Genomic DNA, 23,862 nt, shown 5'->3' with positions numbered 1-23,862 from the left:
ATTACACTCACACTAAATGCGCTCGAAGATTGTCAGATATATCATTCTCATCTCGCTCCTTTTGCTTACGGCATGGGGCACGGCAGCGCATTTCTACAGAAAGTCGGAAGACCAGAAGATACAGGATTTTGATGCGGACAAATTCAGGGAAATTGGTTTTACGGATGAAGAATTCGATTTGTTTTGCGACATTGCCTTCAACCGTGACGGGGAGCGTATCCGCAAATGGAATACAGATATACGGGTGGAAATAGAAGACACCGGAAAACTGGATAAAAACGTTATAGCCGAAGTAGATTCCGTTATAACCCTACTCCGCCCGCTGGTAGTTCCATTAAGGATAGAGCGTGTACCGGATAACGGGAATGTGATCGTATATAAGAATGTGAAGTCCGCTCCGGCAAACAAACCCAGGCAGAAACCGGTATTTGTCAACGGCATAGCCCGCATAAACGAGGCTACAGACCATGCATGGGGAATAAATTTTGCCCATATATACGACGGGCGCGAATCGGGGACACAAACCCTGATGCATGAATTTGAACATATGCTGGGACTTGAACACCCGATGATGCTTTATGAATATTACCTCACTATAGGCCGTTCGGCCATCCCGCAGCATTACAGCGCATACGGCGGCTGGCTGCGTTTTCAGGGAGTACCATATTATATTTCGGAACAGGAAAAGACCGTGATAAGGATGCTGTATTCGCCGGAAATAAAAGCGGGATTAAAAAAGGGTGATTTTTTGAAGAGGATGGAGAATAATATCAAGATTACCATCAGATAACTGTTAAAATAATTATACATTTGTGTAAAATTATCTTAACCTAAAAAAGAATAAATGCCATGAGAAAAATTCTCCCACTGTTACTAATACTAATCTTTGTATTAGGATGCTCGTCTGATGATGAAAAAAAGGAAATAACACTCGGTTTATCTGTAGATATCCTCTCTTTTTCGGCAAATGAAGACGAAAAATCATTCGCCATTAGTTCTAACGATTCTTGGGTTATTTCGAATATACCCGATTGGTGTACATTTTCTACACAACAAGGTCAAAGCAGTGCGAAGATTACAGTCAAAGTAAGTGCCAATCCAAACGAATCGGAAAGAAAAGCTGTAGTAACTATAAAAGCGGGTGATAAAGTAAAAGAGATAACACTAAAACAAAATCCTAAAAATGTTTCGTTAACTCTCTCCGTCGGCGAAATCAGCTTTGTGGCAGATGGAGAAGAGAAGACGTTCGATATACAATCAAATGAATTGTGGACTATATCCGAAATTCCTGTTTGGTGTACATTGGATGCAACAGAAGGATCGGACAATAAAACTATAAAGATAACAGCAAATCCCAATTTGGACGAAACAGTAAAGGAGGCTGTTATAACAGTAAAAGCCGGAAGTAAAAGCCAGCAATTAAAACTCAAACAAGAAGGCATGGTCTATGCATTGATAGTATCTAGTCCTGTACTGGAATTTTACAGCAAAGATGGCTCTAAAATGATAAATATAGAATCAAATACATCGTGGGAAGTAGTATCCGGAGCAAGCTGGTGTATAGTAAACAAACAGGAAGGGACTCTCGATGAACCATTGGTAATCTATCCGTTAGACAATGAATCTCAATCGAATAGAAGTACCGAAGTTACCATCTCGGCTGGTAGTGTTTCAATAAAAATACTGATAAAGCAATCGAAAAAAATACCTGTAACGAACGAGTCTTATCAATTTAACCTGCTAGATAATGGTTTTCGTACAGGAGACGAACTCATTAAAAAGCAAGTGGAATATGTAAATCCGGGTCCCGCCGGAGAAAACGTAGTGTGGGACTTTAGCAAACTAAACATTATAAATGATAATTATACTGTATCATATTCATTACCTCCCATTGAACTACAAAGCAATAGTTATATCTTGGGAAGGACTTACTTCGATATAGCAACCACAGAGCCAAATAGCCTGATCGTATGCACAGAGCATAATACAATGTATTATTTTCAGGTAAAGAACAATCAACTACAGGCTTACGGACACGAAAACCCAGTCGTAGTACTAGATTATAATCCCCGGATGATATCAGCTCAATACCCTACTTATTACAATAATTCATACAAATATAACTATAAATCATCCCATCTATACTCAGGTACAGTATGGGGATATAACCAAGGTTATATGGAGATGAAGGCTGATGGCTATGGTTCGGTAAAATTTCCCGATGGGATTGTAAATAATGTTATAAGAACCAAGAACAGCCAATTGATAAGTGATGGTATATCGCCAAGTATTGATTCAGACAAGGTAATGACAATATATCGCTGGTATGCTAAGGGATATCGCTATCCGATTTTTGAGGTATATGAAAATGTAAATTTGATAGACAATTCCGTTATATTTAGTACTGCTTTTTACTATCCACCTAAAGATCATACATATATGAATACAAATAAGAAAAGCACCTCAATTCCATTAATTGACTATAAAGAGATCAATAAAAAATATGAAAAATTGAAATTTAAACATTAATCATTATAAACGAGGAAGAATGTTTTGAGTTTACTGTCTCTGAACATCCTTCCTTTCCTAAATTTTCGACCAGACACAATTACACTGATATATTCCCACAAAAAATAGTGCCGCTATGGAAATCCCACGCCGGCACTATACACTTAACAAATAATAAATTAATGATTTGTTCCTTCAAATAAGTCGTGATTTTCCTTGTTTTGGGAACCCTTAGCCTTGAAGTTATTGAATGTATAACTCAGGCTTAACGTAATTAACGGATAATTGGGTCTTATATGCGTCACCGATTTCAGGTTTGCTGTATTTATATTACTAACATAGCGTGCCGAGTTGAACACATCGCGGAAAGACAGGGTGGCATTGAGTTTCCTGCTGAGCAACTGCTGGCGCACCGCCAGATTCACATACCAGAAAGCATCTGTCTTACCCTGTGTAGTTACAGACGGGCCTACAAAGTTTCCATCGAGTTGTACACGGGTGGTTTTTCCGGCATCGTATGAGTTATTGAGTGTTATCTCGTAATTATTACTGGTTTCGTCACCACTTTCGGTCTTATATTCATTCTCTATCTTGTAATGATAGTAGCTGCCGTTCAGGTTGATATTCCACTTGCGTGTAGCCTGTATCTGCGCGCTGATCTCAAGGCCTGTCGAATAATCGTGCCCTACGTTTGCCATCGAATCCAGTGTCACACCGGCTTCATACGGTACACGCAAGCGTTCTATCTTATCCTTGCGGCTGCGATGAAATACTGATGCCGAAAGCGCGTGTTCACCAATATTCTTCTTATAGTTCAGTTCGTATGAATTGATGTATTCGTTGCGGATATCGGGATTGCCTATTTCGGCAGAATAATAGTCGCGATATGTAATGTACGGCTCCATGAAAAACAATTCGGGGCGGGTGATGCGCCGCGAATAAGAAGCCAGTATCTTATCTCCTCCCGGCAGGTTGTAACCGAGGTGTGCCGACGGGAAAAATTCGAATTTGTCATATGTACGGTTTGCCCATTCCTTCGAACTGCGAAGCACACGGTGGGTATGCTCGCCGCGAAGCCCCAGCTGAAAATCGAAATTGCGGTAACTGTCGGCTACTATGGCATAGATGGAATGTATACCGTATTTGAAATAGAATGTATTGTAAATATCATCGCGCCAGTAAAATTCCTTTTTTTCGGGATTCCAGAATTGCATGCTGTAATCACCGTCTTCGAGATAGGAGAAATATTGGTAACCGCCTTCGATACGCCCCGTTTCGCGGTATGGGAATATATAATCGAGGTTTCCCCGCATTGTCCATCGATGTTCGTCTTCCCATGCTCTGTGCCCCTGTTGGCGTTCACCCTGGTAGTTGAACAGGTCGCTCTGAAAATATTCCATGGCATCGCCACCGTATTTGAGGTAGTAACTCCCCGTGAGGTCGTGCCCCTTATCATTAAATTTGTGGGCAAAACCGATGGTCCCCTGATAATAAGTTTCGTGCAGATCATAGTCGTCATGGCTGATATAGTCACCGCTACCTACAGGCACACCGGCTTTAGACTGCTCTTCTTTATAATCGAGGTCACCCTTGCGTGTACGTCCGCCGTAACCACCCTGCACATCGACATTGAATGTAGTTTTCGGTAATGTGTACATCCATCCTGCCTTCAGCGAATAATCGAAATTATTGCTTTTGCGTGGCCCGTCCGAATCGGATATGGTGGTCACATCGGATACAATGGTTGTTTTCTCCTGCCGAAACTTACTTTTACGCAATCTGTCATTCCATCCGCCGCCCACATACCAGCGTGAAGCCTTTTCCTGCTGTGTGAGAAGAAAATCCACCCCACGTGAAAGCATGGTGCTTCCCGTGAGATTGACCATACCGCTCAAGCCTTGCTGCGAATGCTTTTTGGTGATGATATTGATAATGCCTACATCGCCTCCCGTATCGTGCCGGGCCGACGGAGTGGTGATTATCTCTATATTCTCTATATGTCCCGATGGGATTTGTTCCAGTGCCTGCGACCCGCTAAAGACACTCGGTTTTCCGTCTACATAAACGGCAAAGCCACTGCTGCCCCTAAATGTTACTTCACCTTCGGCATCGACACGGATGGAAGGTGTGTTCTCCAATATATCGACTGCCGATCCTCCGCTCGCCAGCAGATTGTTAGATGCATCTATAACTTTTTTGTCCAGTTTGTAAATTACCTGTCTTTTCTGTGCTACGATTTCTACTTCGGCCAAGCCCTGTTCCAATGGTTTCATCTCTATAATACCCAGATTGAATACTGTAGTAGTGGAGTTGAGCACTATATCGGAACGTGTATATACATCGAAGCCCACAGCCCTTACCAATAACGAATATTCTCCGTCCTTGATATCGGAAAGGATGAAACCTCCGTCTGTTTCGGGAAGAGTATGTAATACAGGATTTGTTTTTCCTTTTTCTATAAGGATTATATCGGCATAATCGATCGGTGTACTTTTTCCGGCTTCTACCACTTTCCCCTTTATGCGCGGGACGGAAGCGGATGCAGTGAGGGTAAGACACAATAGTGCATAGAGGAAGAACAGACTCTTCATTATCGTTAATCAGGTATTAAGTTAAATCGCATGCAAATATAATATGAATAACAATAGATTAACTATTTTATTTATATACAAATGTTAAAGAACAGAGATATGTCAGAAATGTATAATGATTTGTCTGTAACAGAACACTTCTTTTTTAATCGTAACCTTTCAACGGAAGGAGGTTATCTTTTTTTGCATCGTCTCAAAAAAAAATGTAAGTTTGCAATCGTATCAATAAAACAAAAATTAACATAAACCGTAAAACTACTTATGAAAAAAAGAATTTTGTACTCCTTACTAGGAGCATTTTTGCTTATCTCTTGTACATCGGGAAACAAACAGTCGGCTGAAGGAGCTGATTCTCAAGAAAAAAAACAGGAAACTATCGCCAAACCAACCCCTCCGAAATCGGAAGGTCCTGTCAGGGTATTATTCGTAGGAAACAGCCATACCGAATATTTTGCAAGTTTTCCGCTTATGCTGGAAGCTCTAGTAAAAGAAAATGGGAAGCAAGCCGAAGTTGTTACTCTTATAGAAATGGGAGTAAGTATCGATAAAAATTTGTCGGCAAACAAGAAAAAAGCAAAAGATTTATTCGCTAAAACAGATAAGGACGGTAATTACCTCGATTACATAATATTGCAGGAATCAACCCCCGTAGCTGTCCAAGATGAAGACAAATATGTAGAAAATGGCAAAACCATCCACACCATGGCTGCCACAAACAGCCCCGATGTAGCTACTTATGTATATGAATTGATGTTCCCTGAAGATTATGATGCCTCAGACTACAAAGAGTATCAGACTATATTAACAGACAATGCGATTAAAGTAACCAAATCGTTACCAAATACGGGTATACTTAGATTTGCTACAGCTCTTGGAGATGCATATCAGGGTAAAGAAGGATATTCAAACAAAAAGGATGGAAAAGATGTGTTGCGCCATACCGACAATTCACGCCATATGCTGAATGATGCAGTATTTATGAACTCTATCATCCTCTATCAAACTCTGTTTGGTGAAACTCCCAAGATTCCGGCACAGCTTCCTCTGGCCACAGGAACGGGCGATAATGACGAAATTTCTCTGATGGATGTAAGCAAGGGTGTAAGTAACCCTGAAGCCTTACAAAAAATAGCTGCTGCATATAAATAAGCATACATTCATATACAAATTAACAAATACCCCCGAAAGAATAATGAACTTTCGAGGGTATTTGTTTTTAAGTTAGTAGTTGAGATGTTCTTTGTATTAAACTACTGATTCACATAATTAATGTTTCATCTTCTTATCTGTCGTTCAAACTTATACTGTTCTTCGTCGGCCCTTACTTTATCTATCCTGTAAAGGAGGAATCCGAAAACTTCGACAACTGCTTTTCCAGTGATCTGGTCAAATAAGTATATCTTATCCTCTGCCAGATCGGCAATCGTTTTATACCATCCCCATTTATTACAAAAGTCTTTGTATCCTTTAGAAACCGGTTTGCCTGAGCCGCCACCATTGAATAATGGTGCAAAATCGCTTCTGATTTTTTCTTTTTGTGCAAAAAAAAAGCTACCAACGGCAAGGCTTTGTCACACGACAGGTTACGGAACATCTCTTTGCGCTGCGTGGCAGTCACGGTATTGTATCTTTCTCCGGCAGGGCGGCACACGATGGCCAGCATTTCCGTTATCTTAGTCGGGCTGTCACTTTCCAGCGTTTGCTCTATGTCTATCCATTCGCCCAGTGTGAGTTCATCCGATGGGGAAATAAAGTAGTCCCGTCCATCGATATTCACGTGTGTATCCGGCTCCATGTCGGCATTGGAAGCGAAGCTGATAGCCTTTGATATGGCATCGTAGAGTTGGACGGGAGAGTTGAGCAGCAGTTCCCTGTCCATCCGGCAGAGGTCGGCTACCATGTGCAGGTATTCCGTCTGATCTTCGAGAATACGTTTAAACCATTTTTCGTAATCGGCAAGGCTAAGGTCGGCCCAAGATTGCGGTACTGAGATTTTTTGGTCGTTGAATTCGATTTGTAACATAATTTTATATTTAATGATTTTAAAGTAATTAGCCAATTCGGAAATTAGCAAATTAGCAGATGATTAAACTCCGCTGATTTTCAATTGAGTATTACGAGTCGCTTGCGCCATTCTTAATTCTTAATTCTTCATTATTAATTATTAATTACCAATCAGTTTCCCGACCACATATCCACCTGTACTGCATCTTCCTGCGCCCGGATTATATCCGTTACGGCCACTCTAGGCTCTATACGGATGCCTTTGATAGCATTTATCAGGGCTTCGTTGTCGCCGGAAGAACCCGACTCTATGCGGATATTCTTAATGGCGTGTACCAGAGCATCATTGTCGGAAGAGAAATTAGGGGCTAAAAACGGCGCGGGCATCATCCCTCCCGCAGCAAATTCCCGTTGAAATGGCAGTTCGAAATTCCGTTGTTTTGCCTGTGCAAAAAAAGCGGCTGTATCCATAGCGGTAAGTTCTTTACGTTGCGAATTTATATAGCGCACTAAACCTAAATTTTTAGACGTAGATTCGCGATTGATAACATATTCGCCACCCTCTACTTCTATATTAGTACCTTCGATGCGCATGCCGCCTTGCGTGTGGCGTTTACCATTTAGGAGTCCGCCGTTTTCCATGTATTTTAGTTGCTCAGTCATTATTTTTACTTGTATTCCTCCCTGCAATCCAACCAATGCTGCCAATGCAACATTTAGAGGCCATGGATATGCTCCCAATGTTTTTGTTACCCCTCCGGCTACATCGCTGATTGCCTGTGCTATTTTCACCACATGTTCGGCTTTATCCTTTATTCTCTGTATTTTAGCCATTTGCTCTTTTTTCTTGGCTAATTTTTCTTCTGCTTTTGCTTTTTCTTCTGTCGCTTTCCTGTCTAATGCTGCTTTTTCGGCTTCTATACGTTGCTTTTCATCCAGTACTTTCTGCTCGCTCTGAAAGATGATATCGTTGGCTTCTTTTATCTCTTTTGCCTTATCTGCTGATGCCTTTGCTTCCTGCTCTTGTAGGGCATTCAATTGCTCCAGCCTATCTTTGGCATCATCTATTTCTTTTTGTTGTTCGGGAGACATTTCATCCCAGCCCGCAACTTCTTTATACTCTCCGCTTTCGGTATCCTTCTCTAATCCGTAATCTTTTTCCAGTTCCGATATCTTACCTTTATATCTGCCTACATTGCTGTCGTTGATCCCTTTTTCTGCTGTCAGCCTGTCCACTTCCAGTTCTTTTTTCTTGTCTTTGGCTTCCTGTTCCAGTTCTTTTATTTGCTTGTCCAGTTCGGCTTTCTTTCTGGTAGTACTTTTGTCTATATATTCTGTTTCTTGTTTATACAGGGCTTCTTGTTTTGTATTTATGTTATCTAAAGGCTTTGTTAAATTATTAATACCATCATACATTACTTTAAATTTAGAATCATCATTCCATTCTGTAAGCTTAGTCATATCCTTAACTGAATCTCCTATTTTTTTAGATTTTTCAGCGGCTTGATTGATAGCGTCATCGCTCATCTTATTCCATTTATCCAGAAATGAAATATTAGATTCTTCAATTTTTACGTTTATTTCCACTACCTTTTTTTGCAGGCTATCCAAAGCAGCTTTCTTTTCTTCCTGAGCTTTCTTAAATTCTTCGCTATCCTTATCGTAGTGCGCACTCATAGCATCGTATTGAATACCTGTCTGCAAAATGGCGGATTCAATTTCCGATTTATAGCCTTTCAAATCCCCAATGAAATTTTCATATGTTTTCAGATTGGCGTCTTTAATCCTCTTACCTTTCTCTATATACTTCACTTCTATATCGGTCAAAGACTTTTCAATAAGTTCTTTATTCTTGTTTGTTTGGTCTGCCAATAGTGTAGTTTGCATCTCTGACGAGTTTGTTATCATTGTCAGATAACTTTCCATAATAACGGGCAGTTCCTTAACTGTAGCCTTTATAGAAGACAGAATACTTTCGTCTGATTTCCTGATACTTTGAACCAGTTGCTGCGCTGCTTCTTTATTCTTGTCAATAGCCTGTTCTGTATGGGCACTAAGTTCTGTGATAGTAGCTCCTATTTTGGCTGCATGCAAAATAGCCTGCTCCAATATCTCTTCTATATTATTTCTTGCCAAAGCTGCTATATCTTCTGCCGAAATTGCTAAGCCTTTTATTTTTATATCTACTTTGTCGAGGCTGTCTCTCAACTTATCCACATTTTCTGTACCATTTACCTTAATTACTAACTCTTTCGTTTTTTTCATAATGTTTTTAGAGTATAGATAAAGTTATTTGAAAATGATAACAAAAAAGCCTGAGAAAAATTCTCAGGCTTACTTATGTGTTAAGAGAATCTGAGTTATTCTGTTTTACCTATGCCTATATAAGTCTGCCTAAAACGAGGAGCTTTTTTATTTGTTATAATATAAGTTGGTACATTTTTATACCCTATTTCACATCTTTCATAGTTATCAACAGAGAAAGGTTTTTGAATCTTACTATTCTCATAAATAAAAAATGTCATTTCCTTTTCATCTTCACTTTCAGCCTTTTCTATTTTCAAAGCTGAGAGATCTAAGTCTGCGGGCTTAGCCTGAGCTTTGGTAACAAAGTCTACATCTTTGATGATAAGCACTCCTAAAAATATGGCTATCACTGTCAGTACAATTTTGGTGTAAAGGTCTGTTTTCATAATCTGAGGTATTTATTTGTTAATATTATCTACAAATGTAGGCGAATATTTTAGATAAAGGTTTAAAAATCACAAGGTGATTACTAATTTCACCTCTCCATCATTTTTATCTCTACCTTATCCAAATTATCAGCCAGTTTTTCTACATTTTCTGTACCATTTACTTTAATTACTAACTCTTTCGTTTTTTTCATAATGCTTTTTAGAGTATAGATAAAGTTATTGGAAAATGATAACAAAAAAGCCTGAGAATTTTTCTCAGGCTTTACAATAACGTAGAAACATAAAATTATTCTATTAACTTAAGTGGTATAGAATAAAAATCCCCATTAGACATGAATAATTCTCTTCTATATCCTTTTTCAAACTTAGTGAGATTATACCCTGTATACTGCATCAAATTCACATCCATAGGTTTACTAAAACTCACAATATTTACATCTATTACTTCTTTTTGTATCGGTAGAGCATGTAGTTGATTGTTTTGGGAAGCGTAAGCCGATGATATTACATCGTTATTTTTAAAGAAATTAGCGACTAAAGCTATTGCTATCACTGTCAGTACAATTTTGGTGTAAAGGTCTGTTTTCATAATTGGAGGTATTTATTTGTTAATATTATCTACAAATGTAGACGAATATTTTGAATGGGGGTAGAAAATCACAAGGGGAGTGTGAATCCCTCATACCTCAGAAAAAAAGCTTACAATAATATAACTATTACTGTAAGCTTTTCAATTAACCCCGGGTTACATAGCTTCATAAATTTGTATTAGGCTGATAAAAATGAAAGATAAATAGATTTTTTTAATAGTGCTATGCTTTCTAGGTTTGGTTATGTCTTCACTTTCTATAGCCAAATGTATAGAAAAAAGAGAGAATAAGAAAATATATTGTGTTAAATAAACACATTGAATTAAATATTTATTGCTTTTGAAACAATATACTTACACAACTATTACCAACATTCTGAAACATGGTAAAGACTTGCAATATTGTTATAATATTGCAAGTCTTCGTCCGCGATAACACCAATCGTGCGTTTCATATAGTAAGTCAAGGTGGGATGTATAAGTGCTTATAAGAATGAAAAAGATAGTTCTGCTGCCGGGTTGGTCATTATGGACTTTCGAATAAACTCATCCCGATGAATAAATACTCATATAATGCGAGAACTCGCTTCCGGCAGATAAAAGGGCTTTTTTCATTCTGCGAAATGAAATCCGACACTTATATTACAAATATAATATTTAATATTATTAAACAGCAATATATTGTGTTAAAAAGACACCATTCAGTAAGATTAAATAAAAATAAAGACTTCAAAAAATAAAAAAGACTTGCAATACATCTATATTATTGCAAGTCTTTTCCGTTTTAAAATTTCGGAATGTGAAGTTTCAAAATTTGGTTAAGGCGATTATATAAGTGTTTAATTAATGAAAAGCACACCGCATAAGGAGTGCATCCATAGAGAAATCTATCGCAAAACGGCTACCGTGATCACACTGTATTACCATCCGGAACAGGCAGCCGTTTTTTTTTAACCAAGTAAGTTTCTTATGTAAAGAACGTTGTATGTATTACAAATATAACCTGAAGTATGTAAAAAATGAAATATATTGTGTTAAAACAACTCATTAAAACAGTTAATTATACTATTGAATATCAGAGTGTTTACTTTTATTATTTTAAGTAAATTTTCATATTTAATAACATTGATGTATAGAAATCTAACTTCCGGTTTCATTCGGATGCGGACAACTTTACTTAAATAATGTTATTATCTATTCATAAATCTACTTCATTCTCGTAATGTTCTTATATTTGAAAAATTGTAATTTAACAGGCGCATATGTGCACAAGTAAGATGAAACCTGACATGTTCCGCAAAATAGAAGCCACACAGATTGCCCGGAACCTGAATTTGCACAGGCATAAAAATAAAAACAGCCGAATTATGAGATAATCGTCCATAAAGATATTTGTTATTTTAATACTTATGTTTTCCCATAGTATTAGAATAAGGTTAGTTGGGAAAAGGTTGTTGTGAAACAATCTTTTCTTTTTTTCATCCATATTCATATATTTTTTTGAATGAGGCATTATCAAATAAAAAAAAGTTTATCTATACAGTAAAAAGCTATGAGAGAACTAATACAATTACCGCTGATAAGTGAAAAACTGTTTAAGATGCATTCACCTGTGACATCCAACACCGACATTACCGAGTTCATACCTTATATCTGTATTGCACAGGAACTTCATATTGCAAGCATACTGGGCGAACCGCTGATGGAAGAATTATGCGAACAGGTATCGGCTAATACACTTACTCCCGAAAACAGTGACCTGATACTGAAAATCGCCCCTGTCCTCTCCTTCTGTGCTGTATATCAGGCTCTGCCTTTTCATTGGGCCACCATCGTAAACAAGGGTATCACAATCCGCGAAAGCGAAAACAGCAAAGGTGTGGATATAAGGGATCTTGCACAATTGCGGCAATGGGTAAAGAATGATGCAGATGTGTTAAAACAACAACTTGTAGATTTCCTTTACAAATGCCGGACCAACTATCCTTTGTGGCAACCCGAGGATAAGTGTAAAAAAGAGATGGAATTCGACAGCGGATTTTATTTTCCGAAACGCTAGTTCGAATTCCTGTTTTCAATACAACCTCTTTAAATCAAAAAAAGGCAGTTTCGATAAACTGCCTTTTTATTGTTTAAGTAACTTAAAAACAAGTTACACTAACTATTTTTAACAACAAAAAGTCAATATTTTGACATTGAAAACTATTTTTCCAAAAATCATGTTATATATTTGTGCCCCGAAAAAGACAATAAAGACAATAACAGAGTAAAGACAAAACTTATCAAACTAATTGAACAGATATTTGTTGGAATATAAGACAACACAAAAGACATAAGACATATTTGTTCAAACTATTAACTTATGAAACTAGTAATAAAGACTTTAATATTACATTTGATTGTAATTATAGCTATGTCGAACTTTTCAATACTTACAGCGCAAGTAACGATCGGGTCTAACCTTTCTCCAAGGACAGGAGCCTTACTTGATCTCAAGGAGACAAACACAAGCGGAAACAATTTAGCAAATTCCACAAAAGGACTTTTATTACCGCGTGTATCCTTGGTCAGCCTTCAAAGCTTGGTACCTTTGGTTATTTCGGCAACTGAAGAAGAAAAAAAACAATCGACAGGTATGGTCGTGTATAATATGCAGGAAACACCGGAACTTTCTACCGGATTCAATATATGGGATGGCACTCAGTGGATTTCCGTCTCCAATGCAGGCTGCCCTCCTGATGTAGTTGCTGATTTCACCGTAGTTTCTGCCACGGTGAGAGGCACGTATATAAAAGGGGTGGAACTTACCCCGTTGAACTATTTAAACATAGTACTGGATATATCTGTCCCCGGAAAATATATTATCACTGGTACCACCACCAATGGTTATGACTATATTCTAACAGGCGAATTCCTGACAACAGGAGTACAAAGCATTATGGTGCCGGGAAGCGGTACACCCGTTTTATCCACCAGCGATCTTACCGATGTGGCGGATGTGATAAAAGTGAAGATCAATACTGTTGAAATATCTATATCCAATCAGGTTCTTGATAAACCATTAGATTATCTTATCGACTGTAACACTTTGGCTGTAAACGGAACATATCTGGTAGGAACGGAGTTGAATCCGTCTGCTAATTATCTGACAATACAGGGTATAGCCACGGCTCCTTCGACAGGAGGAATGTATGAGATAAAAACAGATGAAGTCAATGGATATTCTTTTGCGAAAACAGGTTTGCTTACAAGTGGAAACCAGATATTTACAATACCAACGGTAAATTTGACCGATAAACCACTGACGCAGGGTTTGAATAATTTCACCCTGACCACAAACAGTGCATTGTCGGCTACCACATGCCCTTTCACCATAAAAGCAGTATATCCCGCTTTGTCAGTGTATATAAACAACATTTCATACGCAGGCTATCCCGCTTCTATGACTACTATAGCCGGGAGTACAGCCAACTACGGACCAAACGGAACATATGATAAAGTGGAGAAGATTACTTCTACCACCGGTTCCACGGCTAATACAGTGGCCAATATGACGAATAAGGCTACCGATGTAACCATCATCAATTACAGTATGACACTGAGCGCGACAGAGGCTGCGACAGCACTGGCCTATATCAAAAGCGGAAAGATACTTATCTACGCTGTAGATAATACCACCACCCCAGTGGCGGGTGCAGTATCAATAGTCGCAGGCCTGTTAGGAGTAAGCACATCATCCGTATTGGCTACCTATTCTGCCGCAACCAATGCCGAAGCCGGAATAATAGTAAATTCAACCACACTCACATCGCCGAACGACAAGGTTGTCAACGGACCTTTTGGTAATGCATCCGGTTTATCTTTTGCCAGGGATGTCGATTACAACTGGAAGATAGATCTGGCAGCGTCAGTTACCGATACATCTGTTCGAAGCCGCTTTATCCCTATAGCTAAGGTATCGGACGGAGCAGCGCGTATATTGCTGGTAGAGGATAACAACAGTAAGGGTGCACTCATTCTGCTCACAGACGGGGGTGCATGGGCCAATCTGGCTAATAGCAGCTATGAGCCCAAAAAGATACTTTTCAGTAATATTCTGGCATGGATTGTAGACAGGCTCAATGAGTGACTCCAAATACTAAAAGGAGAAAGAAGATATCCAATGAATTCCTCTTTTATTCCCGTTAACTGGAGAATATCATCATAAAAAAGAAAAAGCCCCCGATATCACATCGCAGACCTCTTCAACCTTAACACAAACTTTACAAAACTACATGGATATAACGCAGGATTGTATAATAATGTTCTATTACAGCCGTTAAACTTGGTTAAGAATGTGAAACTGAGCGGTTAAATACATCGAATACCATCTCCACAATAAAAAGAAAATTCCCTGTATGCGGTATTGATACAGGGAATTTTTATCTATAAAATATTTTATTAATTGCCAAGCCGTTCTTTCAGCAAGCCCGGTATCTGAGACGGCTCTTTGGCCACCCGTACACCCGCAGCTTCCAGTGCAGCAATCTTATCGGCGGCAGTACCCGAACCACCAGCTATAATAGCACCGGCATGCCCCATCTGTTTACCCTGGGGAGCCGCCTGCCCTGCGATGAAGCCTACAACCGGTTTGGTCACATGCTTGCGAATATATTCAGCCGCCTGTTCTTCTGCATTACCACCTATTTCGCCTATCATAACTATGGCATCCGTATCAGGATCATTTTGCAGCATCTCCAGCAATTCGCGGTAGTAAAGTCCCACTACAGGATCTCCGCCCATACCTACGGCGGTGGATTGTCCCATACCGTTTGCCGTAAGATGATATACGACCTCATATGTTAATGTACCGCTCCGGCTGATAACGCCAATATTGCCTTTCTTGAAAATCTGTCCCGGGAGTATTCCTACAAGGCATTTGTCGGGCGACATCAGTCCAGGGCAATTAGGCCCTATCAGCATTGCTCCTTTCAGCTGGGTATAACGGAATGCCTTCACAGCATCCAGCGTAGGGAGCCCCTCGGATATGCAGATAATGAGTCTGACTCCTGCATCGGCTGCTTCCATTATAGCATCTGCCGCAAATTTAGCAGGAACAAATATAATGGATGTATTGGCCTGCGTCTGTTGCACAGCTTCATATACGGTATTGAATACGGGTACGCCGAGTATCTCTGTACCGCCTTTTCCGGGCGATGTACCGCCTACAACATTTGTACGGTATTCTAGCATCTTCTTTGTATGGAAACTACCGTCGCGTCCGGTAATTCCCTGTACTATCAGTCGTGTGGATTCATTTATTAGTATACTCATATTATTTCAGTTAACAGTTAACAGTCATCAGTTAACAGTATTAATACTATTATAAATTAGAAAAAAGTGTTAGAGTTAAATATTCATCAGTCATCTTATACCTTATTTGTTGACTGATTACTGCCAACTGCTAACTGCACTGCCTCTCCCATTGTTTCCGCCACTTTGAAGCGGGTTCCTGCAAGCATATCACGCCCCTGCTTTTCGTTGGTGCCTGTAAGGCGGACGATAACGGGAATATCGGTATTCAACTGTTCGAAGGCGGTAAGTAAACCCGAAGCCACATCGTCGCAACGGGTTATGCCGCCGAATATATTGATCAACACTACTTTTACTTTCGGGTCTTTGAGCAACAAGGTCATGGCATCTATCACCTTATTGGGATTGGAGCTACCACCTATGTCGAGAAAGTTGGCAGGTGTACCGCCATACAGTTTTATCATGTCCATAGTGGCCATGGCAAGACCTGCACCGTTTACCATACAGCCTATTTCTCCATCGAGGTGCACATAGCTGAAACCTTTCTCTTTGGCATACGCCTCTGTTTTTTCTTCTTCGGTAGGTTCAAAGAGGGCATGTATCTGCGGCTGACGGTAGAGCGCATTGTCGTCGAAGGTCATCTTGGCATCTATTGCTATCAGGTTGCCTTCTTTGGTGAGTACCAGCGGATTGATTTCGGCCAGTGACGCATCTTTATCTACAAATAGTTTATATAGTTTTTGCAATATTACCGCCAATTGATTCACCTGGTTTATTTCTTCGAATATAGTGAATGCAAACCTCCGCGCCAGGTAATCAGGAACTCCGATAAAAGGATCAATGGCAAATTTGTGTATCTTTTCGGGTGAATGTTCGGCCACATCCTCTATATCCATACCGCCTTCGGCACTCATCATCAGGATAACGGATTTAGTATTGCGGTCGATAACGAAACTCACATAATATTCCGAGCCTATATTAACGGCTTCACTCACAATGATTTTTGTAACGGGAAATTCTTTGATGCTCATACCCAGAATATCCGTTGCATATTGTATTACATCCTCCCTGTTCTTTGCCAGTTTAACTCCTCCTGCTTTACCGCGGCCTCCGGTAAGCACCTGTGCTTTTACTACCACCCGTTCCATATTCAGCCCGTCGTATGCAGTAACAGCCTCATTGGCTACATTACAGAGCACATACTTTTCAACGGGAATGCCATAGGACGAGAATAGATTTTTTGCCTGATATTCGTGTATCTTCATAGGTATAAAAAAATTTAAGTAGTTATTAAATTGATACCTTTTCTTTAACAGCTAAATTTACTGGTAAGTTTTTTAATAAAGTACATTTTATAGATAATTTTAATTTAAGAGGATATAGATGCTGTTTATATAGCGGATACGAAGTAAAAAGAGTATGGCGAAAAAAGTTAAATATTAGCCTGTTACCTTAAAATCTGCCTGTAACATATCCCCTAATCCAAACTTTTATTTATCTTTGACACTGCTAATTAAGATATGCCCTAACGAATCTAACGTATGAAAAAACTATGTAACTACCTATTGATTGCAGGCATACTATGCAGTTATGCATCATGCAATACAAAGAACAAGCAACAGCCGGAAACTGGTAATCGACCCAAAACCGTAACAGTAATCAAAGCCGAACAAAACGGATGGTATTTGTCTATGCAGTCTTATACCTTCCACAAATTCACCTTTGCCGAAGCTCTGGACAAAACCAACGAATTGGGAGTGAAATACATCGAGGTATTTCCCGGACACAAGCTGGGTGACAAATGGGGTGACAAAGTATTCGGCATAGGACTCACCACCGAAGAACGCAAGGAAATAAAGGAATTTGCCGAAAGCAAAGGTGTGAAAATAATCTCCACCGGCGTATATACCACAGATAATCCGGACGACTGGGAAAAAGAATTTATCCTGGCTAAAGACATGGACATGGAGTTCATCTCCTGCGAACCGGCCATAAAAAACTGGGATCTTATAGAAAGCCTCGTTAACAAATACGGCATAAAAATAGCCGTGCACAACCATCCGCAACCGTCAACCTACTGGAATCCCGATCTGTTGCTGGCGCAGATAGCCAACCGAAACCCGAAGATAGGAGCATGCTGCGACGTAGGGCACTGGCGTCGCGAGGGTTTAAATCAGATAGACTGTCTCAAGAAACTGGACGGACGTATCGTATCACTGCACTTTAAGGATATAGCCGAAAAGAAAGAAGGTGAAACCGAACAGCACGATGTGATCTGGGGAAAGGGTATACTCGATGTAGAAGGAATGCTAAAAACACTTAAAGCACAAAACTTTAAAGGATACATATCTATAGAATATGAGAATAACTGGGACAATTCCGTTCCGGACATAAGGCAATGTATCGACTACTACACAGCAATAACTGAGCAAATCTTTTGAAAGGCTTCATACTTCATCGCCTAAGGCCGGAAATCTTCCGGCTTTTTCTGTTTCTATTAAAATACTATTTTTTACATCATTTAAAATATTGGGAAGAACTATTGTCCTGTCAATTTGTTCAAAAAACGATCGCTTTTCGTACTTTTACTTCAAATAGCAGATAAATAAGAATATGTCCGGCAGAAATACAATAAAACAACGCAGTTATATAAATATGCTCGCTATCGGTATCCTTATCGGTGGCATTATCATGTACCTCTTTGGCGGCAAAGACAAAGGAGGGGACAAAGTGGAAGTTTCGCACAATATGATTGTGGAGAAAATAGAAAGTCTCGGCAATCTGGAAGTCTTGAAATACAACATTCAGGATATGGTGGAATACAAGAAGGTGCGCCAGTGGCTGCCAAATGCCAAGACTGCACTCATAGTATCGGGTGAGGTGATCTGCTGCATAGACCTCACCCGCCTCAAACCGGAAGACATATACACCTCCGGCGATTCTATACGCCTGACTCTGCCCGCCCCCGAAGTATGCCATGTAGCAATAGACCATTCGGCCTCGCGCATCTACGATATGCAATTCGGGTTGTGGGAATCGACACAGATAGCCGACGAAGCCTACCGTCAGGCCGAAAAACAGTTGCGCGAACAAGCCGCAAAACTAGACATGGACAGTAAAAGCCGCGACAGCGCCGTAAATCTGCTACGCCCCATCTTACAAGCAATGGGCTTTGAGCATGTACTTATCACATTTGGTCAGGGAAAAGGATATAAGGAAAGGTAAGTATTGTACGAATTTGATTCTCGTTTAAATTGTGGCACAAATTTTGTTTTTAACATAAAAATTGAAACTTCATGAAGCCGAAAACTAAAAAGAGAATCAAAAGAACAATGATTATAATACTTTCAGTCGTAGCACTACTAGCAATCACAGTTACAATATTTGTCAATCAGGCGAGTTTTGGCCGTACACCGAGCGGAGAGCGCAAAGAAAGGGTGAAGAACTCACCTAATTACAGGGACGGGAAATTCCAGAATCTAAGCCATACGCCACAATTAACGGGAGACAAAGGATATATAGGTACGATGTATGATTTCCTTTTTACTAAACATGAACGTGTGACCCCTACCGATAAAATTCCTTCAGTAAAAACCGATCTATTGCATCTCGACCGGAACGAAGATATACTGGTTTGGTTCGGACACTCATCCTATTTCATACAGATAGATGGCAAGCGCATACTGGCCGATCCGGTCTTCAGCAAGGCTGCATCGCCTGTTTCGTTTGTCAACAAGGCGTTCGATGGCGCTCACGGATACACGGCTGAAGACATGCCTGATATAGACTATCTCTTCATTTCGCACGATCACTGGGATCATCTCGATTATAAAAGTGTAATGGCTCTCAAAGACCGCACGGGTAAAGTAATTTGCGGACTGGGCGTAGCAGAACATTTCGAAAGATGGGGTTTTGATATGGACAAGGTTGTAGAACTGGACTGGAACGAGGACGCCGTTATCGGTGACGGATTTACGACATATTGTCTCCCTGCCCGGCATTTTTCAGGTCGCGGACTTTCGCCCAATCAGTCGCTATGGGCTTCATACCTCCTGCAAACACCGACAATGAAAATATATCTGGGTGGCGATAGCGGATACGACACCCATTTTGCCAAAATAGGCGAACGCTTCGGCAAGATAGATCTGGCCATCCTCGAAAACGGACAATATGGCACAGGATGGAAATATATACATATGATGCCTGAGGAAGTGGTGCAGGCTGCGATAGATTTGCATACACAGACCCTCTTCCCTGTGCATTCATCCAAATATGCCCTTGCAAACCATGCGTGGGATGATCCTCTGAAAAGGGTTACAGCAGCAAGTAAAGGGGAAGATATACGCCTGCTAACACCAATGATAGGTGAAGTGGTGAATCTGAAAGACAGCACACAGACATTTAAAGAATGGTGGGTGGGGATTGAGTAAGAGAATGATATATGCGAAAGCAACAGCTTTTAATTTAGTGAATTATACAAATATCATGATAAAAGGCTATATTTGTATATAAATAACCGAAAAAAACAATCATTAAGACCTTAATTATAGAACTGATTATTATTTGTCATGAAAAATACATCTACAAAGCTCTTATTTACCCTGGCCCTCATATTCACAGGTTTCATATCGTGCTCTAACGACGATAACGATTACAATGGTGACGATAACAAAGGAAATGAAATTCCGGAAGAGAAGCCTTATGCAAAAGTTAGCCTCAAAGCTTCCAAAAGCATGGTTAACATATATCAATGGACAGAAATATCAATTAGCTTAGATTATTCATCTAAGGTTTCACACGACTCTGTAGTGTGGGATCTGCCGGGAATATATACGCATGTATCCAAGGACGGGAGCTTTCTCTATTCAATGAGCCAGACTTTCAACCTTCCGGGACATTATAAGTTTTCTGCTACAGCATTCAAAAACGGAGAAGTACTAGCCAGCGACACTGCTTTCATAGAAGTGACCGACCGACGGGATTTTCTCGGCATCGACTGGAATAGCACAGAAAGCATAAAGAAGGGTGATTTACATTTCAATTCGGAAGTAGAAGGTTATTATCTGCCTCAGGAATTTAATGCAGGCGAAAAGCCTTATAGTATCCTACATTTTGTTCCCGACAACTTCAATTATGAAGAGTTGGCTCCTAAATCGCGTAAACTATTCTATGATTATATTACAAATCTTTACGGGAAGACCAAATTCACCTATGAAGGAACGGATGTATCACAATCGCCGCTAACAGATGAATACAACAACCGCTTTGTACACCCACTGGATATAATATACGGTGATGGTTTCGAATACTATCCACTGGCAATTTGGGAAACATCCAAGTCAAACATTGCACTGATAGCTTATTATTCACCAACTTACGACGAATCAATAACCAAGTATTTTATAATAGCAGAACCAAAGAGGTAACAGTTCAAAAAGTATAATAATAAGAAAAGCACGAGTGTATAACCCGTGCTTTTCTATTAAATACAAAAAACTAATTATTGCTATCGGCAGCAAGTTCTTTTACAATATCCAGATCTTCCACCACCAACCGTTTATATCCGTTATTGATGGTAAAAATACTTAGCGTATCCAATATTTTGCGGCGAAGCTGATGAATAACCGTATGGTTGTAAAGCACATATGAATTGATTATCTCATTGGCATTTCCGCTCAGATTTCCCGACCCCGACAAGCCTGCCAGTGTGGGAGAAGTAAGGCGGTGGGCTGATATGATTTTCTGGAAAATAATCTCATCCACATTGTTGTACAGATCAGCATTGTTACTCGCTGTATACGATGTTACCACAGGCTTTACTTCCTGACTTTCGCCCCAAAGCACAACGATGCTGTTTGCCCCGTTCGTACCTGCATAACTGCTTTCGATATCTTTCTGGAATTGTTCTTTCTGTTCCTCTGCCGGATTACTCGGCATCGTAATAATGGTAGAAGGTACAAAACCATTGTTGATAGAGTTGCGGTAAAATTTGCCCAGCAAGCCATCTGCTTCTATATAATTCAATGCTGAATAATACTGGGGCACAGGGTAATAATCGAGACTCGGCTCATAATCCTTGTAATAGAAAAGATACGGAACACCTTTCTGCATTTCTTCGGCCCCATATGCCTTTATCTCTACCGGAGCGAATTTTCCGTATGTCTTGCGCCAATCGTTAGACAGGAAGAAGCTAAGATAAGTTCCGAACTCGTTGACTTCCCCTACCCTCACTTTACTGAAATCGGTATGGTAGAGGCTTACCGTCTTACCGTTTTCGTTCAATATCACCTGAAAGCAGTATCCGCCGAAAGTCACATAATCTTTAGCTATTTTTTCTATCAATGCATCCCAGTCGTCGGCAGGATTAGGTTGACCGTAATACTCCCCGTCCCTCACTCCTGTTCCGCAAATATAAGTCACTTTATTTTCTATCACAGCTTTGTTGATTGCCGATTCGTTGTTCAGTTCAATGATTCGCTGCGGCAATAAATTGTCGCGGTCATAGCTTACCCAGCCTTTTGTGTTGCGGGTGAACGTCGGGTATGATTTTACCGATTGGGATAATTTAATTACTGCATAATCGGCTCCTGTCGAATGTTGTTTCATATTTTCCTTTTTTTTCATTGGTGTTTTTAGAGTATAGATAAATTATTTTTATTTTGATAACAGAATGGAAAGGAATTTATATCTTTAATAAAATAATTACTATGAAATCAATAATCTTTATCATCTCTCTTTTTTTATTTCTATCGTGTGGCAATAAAGGAAATAATATCGGGCATAATATTGAGTTAACCATCACTCCATCTATGCAAAAAAAAGCATCGTCTACAGTAGCATTTAGTCTTCTTGCACCTTCTGTTATGATTGATTGGGGCGATGGGACAGAGATTGAATATACATTGCCTATGAAAAAAGATCATAAGGGGATGTTCATTTTTGAGAAAGTGAGCCATAATTATTCTGATCCCGGTAAATCTTATACAATTAAGGTTAGAACTTCAGATCTTATTGCTATAGATTTAGACAGTATGCGCTTACAAAAACTGGAAATAGGAAAATGTACCCAATTAAAAGTATTTAAGGCTAGTGGGTTAGGCATTAATTACCTTGATTTCTCCGGCTGTTCTGAACTGGTAAACCTATATCTCGCAAGCAATAATATCACATCTTTGGATTTATCTGAAAATCAGATGATTGAGTATTTAGATGTAAGCTATAACAGGCTTACATCATTAAATGTAAGCAAAAGCCCAAACCTGCGATATTTGAATTGTAACAATAATAAACTCACGGCAATTGATTTGAGTAACAATCTCATTCTTAGCACTCTTTATATTTCCAAAAATTCTCTTTCAATGTTAGATATAAGTAAAAACACAGCATTGATTAGTTTGTCATGCAATGAAAATCCGCTCAAATCCCTCGACCTGAATAATAACAATCGTCTGAGTTCGCTTTACTGTATGAAAACACAGGTATCATCAGTCAATATCAGCGATTCCAATAATTTAATTACTGTTTTTTTGGAGGATAACCAGCTTGGAGAAGAAGCCCTAAATAAAATATACACTTTGCTTCCTAAAAATGAATCGTCTGTATATCTTTGGGCATCTCACAACCCGGGCTTCGAAGCCAGTGACAAAAGTATTGCCCGCAAAAAAAACTGGGTATTCAATACTATTCGTAAAAAATAATAAACCGGACAGATGCTCACTCTTAACCAATTAGACGAACTACTGCATAAATCGGCCTGCGACTACGAAATAATCAGGCACAATGAGCCTATATTAAAAACAGAGGACGCCGATAAGTACTTCGATAGTAGTAAAGCCGCTCCTGCATTTATCATAAAAACAGAAAATGGCTTTGTCGCACTCATTGTAAGTGCCCAAAACGGGAAAATAGATTTCAAAAAAACGGGTAGTAATATAGGCTTCGCGACATTCAGCCTGGCTGACAGGCTAGATGTGAAAAGGGCGACCGGCTATGAAACAGGCTCGGTTCCTTTGATCGGGCATAATTTGCCTTGCTTTATTGATAAAAAATTATTGGACTTTGACTATGTTTATGGAGGAACGGGCGACAGTTTGCATACATTAAAGATAAATCCTGAAAATATTGTATCGCTGCTTGATGGCAAAACAGTAGAAATATCAAAAAAGGAAATGGTTTGAGTACA

At 39.6% G+C, this 23,862-nt stretch carries 19 protein-coding genes; 11 read left to right on the top strand and 8 right to left on the bottom strand.

Features of this window, described 5'->3' with window-relative positions; all coding sequences use genetic code 11:
- Positions 1–16: 16 nt before the first annotated feature.
- The gene (locus tag QZL88_RS20190; protein ID WP_296944577.1) at positions 17–790 is read left to right on the top strand and encodes a hypothetical protein; all 774 of its coding nucleotides are present in this window, start codon (positions 17–19) and stop codon (positions 788–790) included.
- Between the two features lie 59 nt (positions 791–849).
- Complete coding sequence (locus tag QZL88_RS20185) at positions 850–2,529, top strand: BACON domain-containing protein (RefSeq protein WP_296944575.1); 1,680 nt, start codon at positions 850–852, stop codon at positions 2,527–2,529.
- A gap of 158 nt (positions 2,530–2,687) precedes the next feature.
- On the opposite strand, the gene QZL88_RS20180 is transcribed toward QZL88_RS20185, so the two are convergent.
- A complete protein-coding gene (locus tag QZL88_RS20180) occupies positions 2,688–5,099 on the bottom strand; it encodes an outer membrane beta-barrel family protein (RefSeq protein WP_296944573.1) in 2,412 nt (803 codons plus the stop codon).
- A 261-nt stretch (positions 5,100–5,360) separates the two neighbouring features.
- Here QZL88_RS20180 and QZL88_RS20175 point away from each other — a divergent pair, with 261 nt between their 5' ends.
- Positions 5,361–6,248 (top strand): hypothetical protein, encoded by an 888-nt coding sequence (locus QZL88_RS20175; RefSeq protein WP_296944571.1) that lies wholly within the window; start codon positions 5,361–5,363, stop codon positions 6,246–6,248.
- Between the two features lie 181 nt (positions 6,249–6,429).
- On the opposite strand, the gene QZL88_RS20170 is transcribed toward QZL88_RS20175, so the two are convergent.
- The 4 genes from QZL88_RS20170 to QZL88_RS20155 all read right to left on the bottom strand — a co-directional run bounded on the left by QZL88_RS20170 (position 6,430) and on the right by QZL88_RS20155 (position 10,388).
- Entirely contained in the window at positions 6,430–7,122 is a 693-nt protein-coding gene (locus QZL88_RS20170) for a hypothetical protein (RefSeq protein ID WP_296944569.1), read from the bottom strand.
- Between the two features lie 152 nt (positions 7,123–7,274).
- Complete coding sequence (locus tag QZL88_RS20165) at positions 7,275–9,368, bottom strand: hypothetical protein (RefSeq protein ID WP_296944568.1); 2,094 nt, start codon at positions 9,366–9,368, stop codon at positions 7,275–7,277.
- Positions 9,369–9,463: 95 nt separating this feature from the next.
- On the bottom strand, positions 9,464–9,796 hold the full coding sequence (locus QZL88_RS20160; protein WP_296944565.1) for a hypothetical protein: 333 nt from the start codon (positions 9,794–9,796) through the stop codon (positions 9,464–9,466).
- A 289-nt stretch (positions 9,797–10,085) separates the two neighbouring features.
- Positions 10,086–10,388, bottom strand: a complete 303-nt coding sequence (locus QZL88_RS20155; RefSeq protein WP_296944562.1) for a hypothetical protein — start codon at positions 10,386–10,388, stop codon at positions 10,086–10,088.
- Between the two features lie 1,552 nt (positions 10,389–11,940).
- Here QZL88_RS20155 and QZL88_RS20150 point away from each other — a divergent pair.
- Positions 11,941–12,447, top strand: a complete 507-nt coding sequence (locus QZL88_RS20150) for a DUF6712 family protein (RefSeq protein WP_296944560.1) — start codon at positions 11,941–11,943, stop codon at positions 12,445–12,447.
- Positions 12,448–12,750: 303 nt separating this feature from the next.
- Positions 12,751–14,517: a hypothetical protein gene (locus tag QZL88_RS20145; protein ID WP_296944558.1), complete on the top strand. Its 1,767-nt coding sequence runs from the start codon at positions 12,751–12,753 to the stop codon at positions 14,515–14,517.
- A 311-nt stretch (positions 14,518–14,828) separates the two neighbouring features.
- Here QZL88_RS20145 and sucD read toward each other — a convergent pair whose 3' ends face one another.
- Positions 14,829–15,701, bottom strand: a complete 873-nt coding sequence (gene sucD, locus QZL88_RS20140; protein ID WP_296944555.1) for a succinate--CoA ligase subunit alpha — start codon at positions 15,699–15,701, stop codon at positions 14,829–14,831.
- A 95-nt stretch (positions 15,702–15,796) separates the two neighbouring features.
- Positions 15,797–16,945, bottom strand: coding sequence for an ADP-forming succinate--CoA ligase subunit beta (gene sucC / locus QZL88_RS20135; RefSeq protein ID WP_296944552.1), 1,149 nt, complete (start codon positions 16,943–16,945; stop codon positions 15,797–15,799).
- 276 nt (positions 16,946–17,221) lie between these two features.
- Between sucC and QZL88_RS20130 the strand changes: the two genes are divergently transcribed.
- The 4 genes from QZL88_RS20130 to QZL88_RS20115 all read left to right on the top strand — a co-directional run bounded on the left by QZL88_RS20130 (position 17,222) and on the right by QZL88_RS20115 (position 21,106).
- Positions 17,222–18,121 carry a sugar phosphate isomerase/epimerase gene (locus tag QZL88_RS20130; RefSeq protein WP_296944549.1) on the top strand — a complete coding sequence of 300 codons (900 nt, stop codon included), beginning with the start codon at positions 17,222–17,224 and terminating at the stop codon, positions 18,119–18,121.
- 172 nt (positions 18,122–18,293) lie between these two features.
- Complete coding sequence (locus tag QZL88_RS20125; protein WP_296944547.1) at positions 18,294–18,905, top strand: DUF4230 domain-containing protein; 612 nt, start codon at positions 18,294–18,296, stop codon at positions 18,903–18,905.
- Positions 18,906–18,976: 71 nt separating this feature from the next.
- Positions 18,977–20,110, top strand: coding sequence for an MBL fold metallo-hydrolase (locus QZL88_RS20120; protein ID WP_296944543.1), 1,134 nt, complete (start codon positions 18,977–18,979; stop codon positions 20,108–20,110).
- Between the two features lie 138 nt (positions 20,111–20,248).
- Positions 20,249–21,106, top strand: a complete 858-nt coding sequence (locus QZL88_RS20115) for a hypothetical protein (RefSeq protein ID WP_296944541.1) — start codon at positions 20,249–20,251, stop codon at positions 21,104–21,106.
- Positions 21,107–21,176: 70 nt separating this feature from the next.
- Here the strand turns inward: QZL88_RS20115 and QZL88_RS20110 are convergent, their stop codons facing one another.
- Positions 21,177–22,304, bottom strand: coding sequence for a phage portal protein (locus QZL88_RS20110; protein ID WP_296944539.1), 1,128 nt, complete (start codon positions 22,302–22,304; stop codon positions 21,177–21,179).
- Between the two features lie 83 nt (positions 22,305–22,387).
- On the opposite strand from QZL88_RS20110, the gene QZL88_RS20105 reads away from it, so the two are divergent.
- Both QZL88_RS20105 and QZL88_RS20100 read left to right on the top strand, forming a co-directional pair.
- Complete coding sequence (locus tag QZL88_RS20105; protein WP_296944537.1) at positions 22,388–23,377, top strand: leucine-rich repeat domain-containing protein; 990 nt, start codon at positions 22,388–22,390, stop codon at positions 23,375–23,377.
- A gap of 12 nt (positions 23,378–23,389) precedes the next feature.
- On the top strand, positions 23,390–23,857 hold the full coding sequence (locus QZL88_RS20100) for a YbaK/EbsC family protein (RefSeq protein ID WP_296944536.1): 468 nt from the start codon (positions 23,390–23,392) through the stop codon (positions 23,855–23,857).
- Positions 23,858–23,862 lie beyond the last annotated feature (5 nt).

The organism is uncultured Dysgonomonas sp., assembly GCF_900079725.1.
Lineage (GTDB): Bacteria > Bacteroidota > Bacteroidia > Bacteroidales > Dysgonomonadaceae > Dysgonomonas.
Note: the sequence above shows the minus strand (reverse complement) of the source record. Positions and strands in the feature narration are given on the sequence as shown.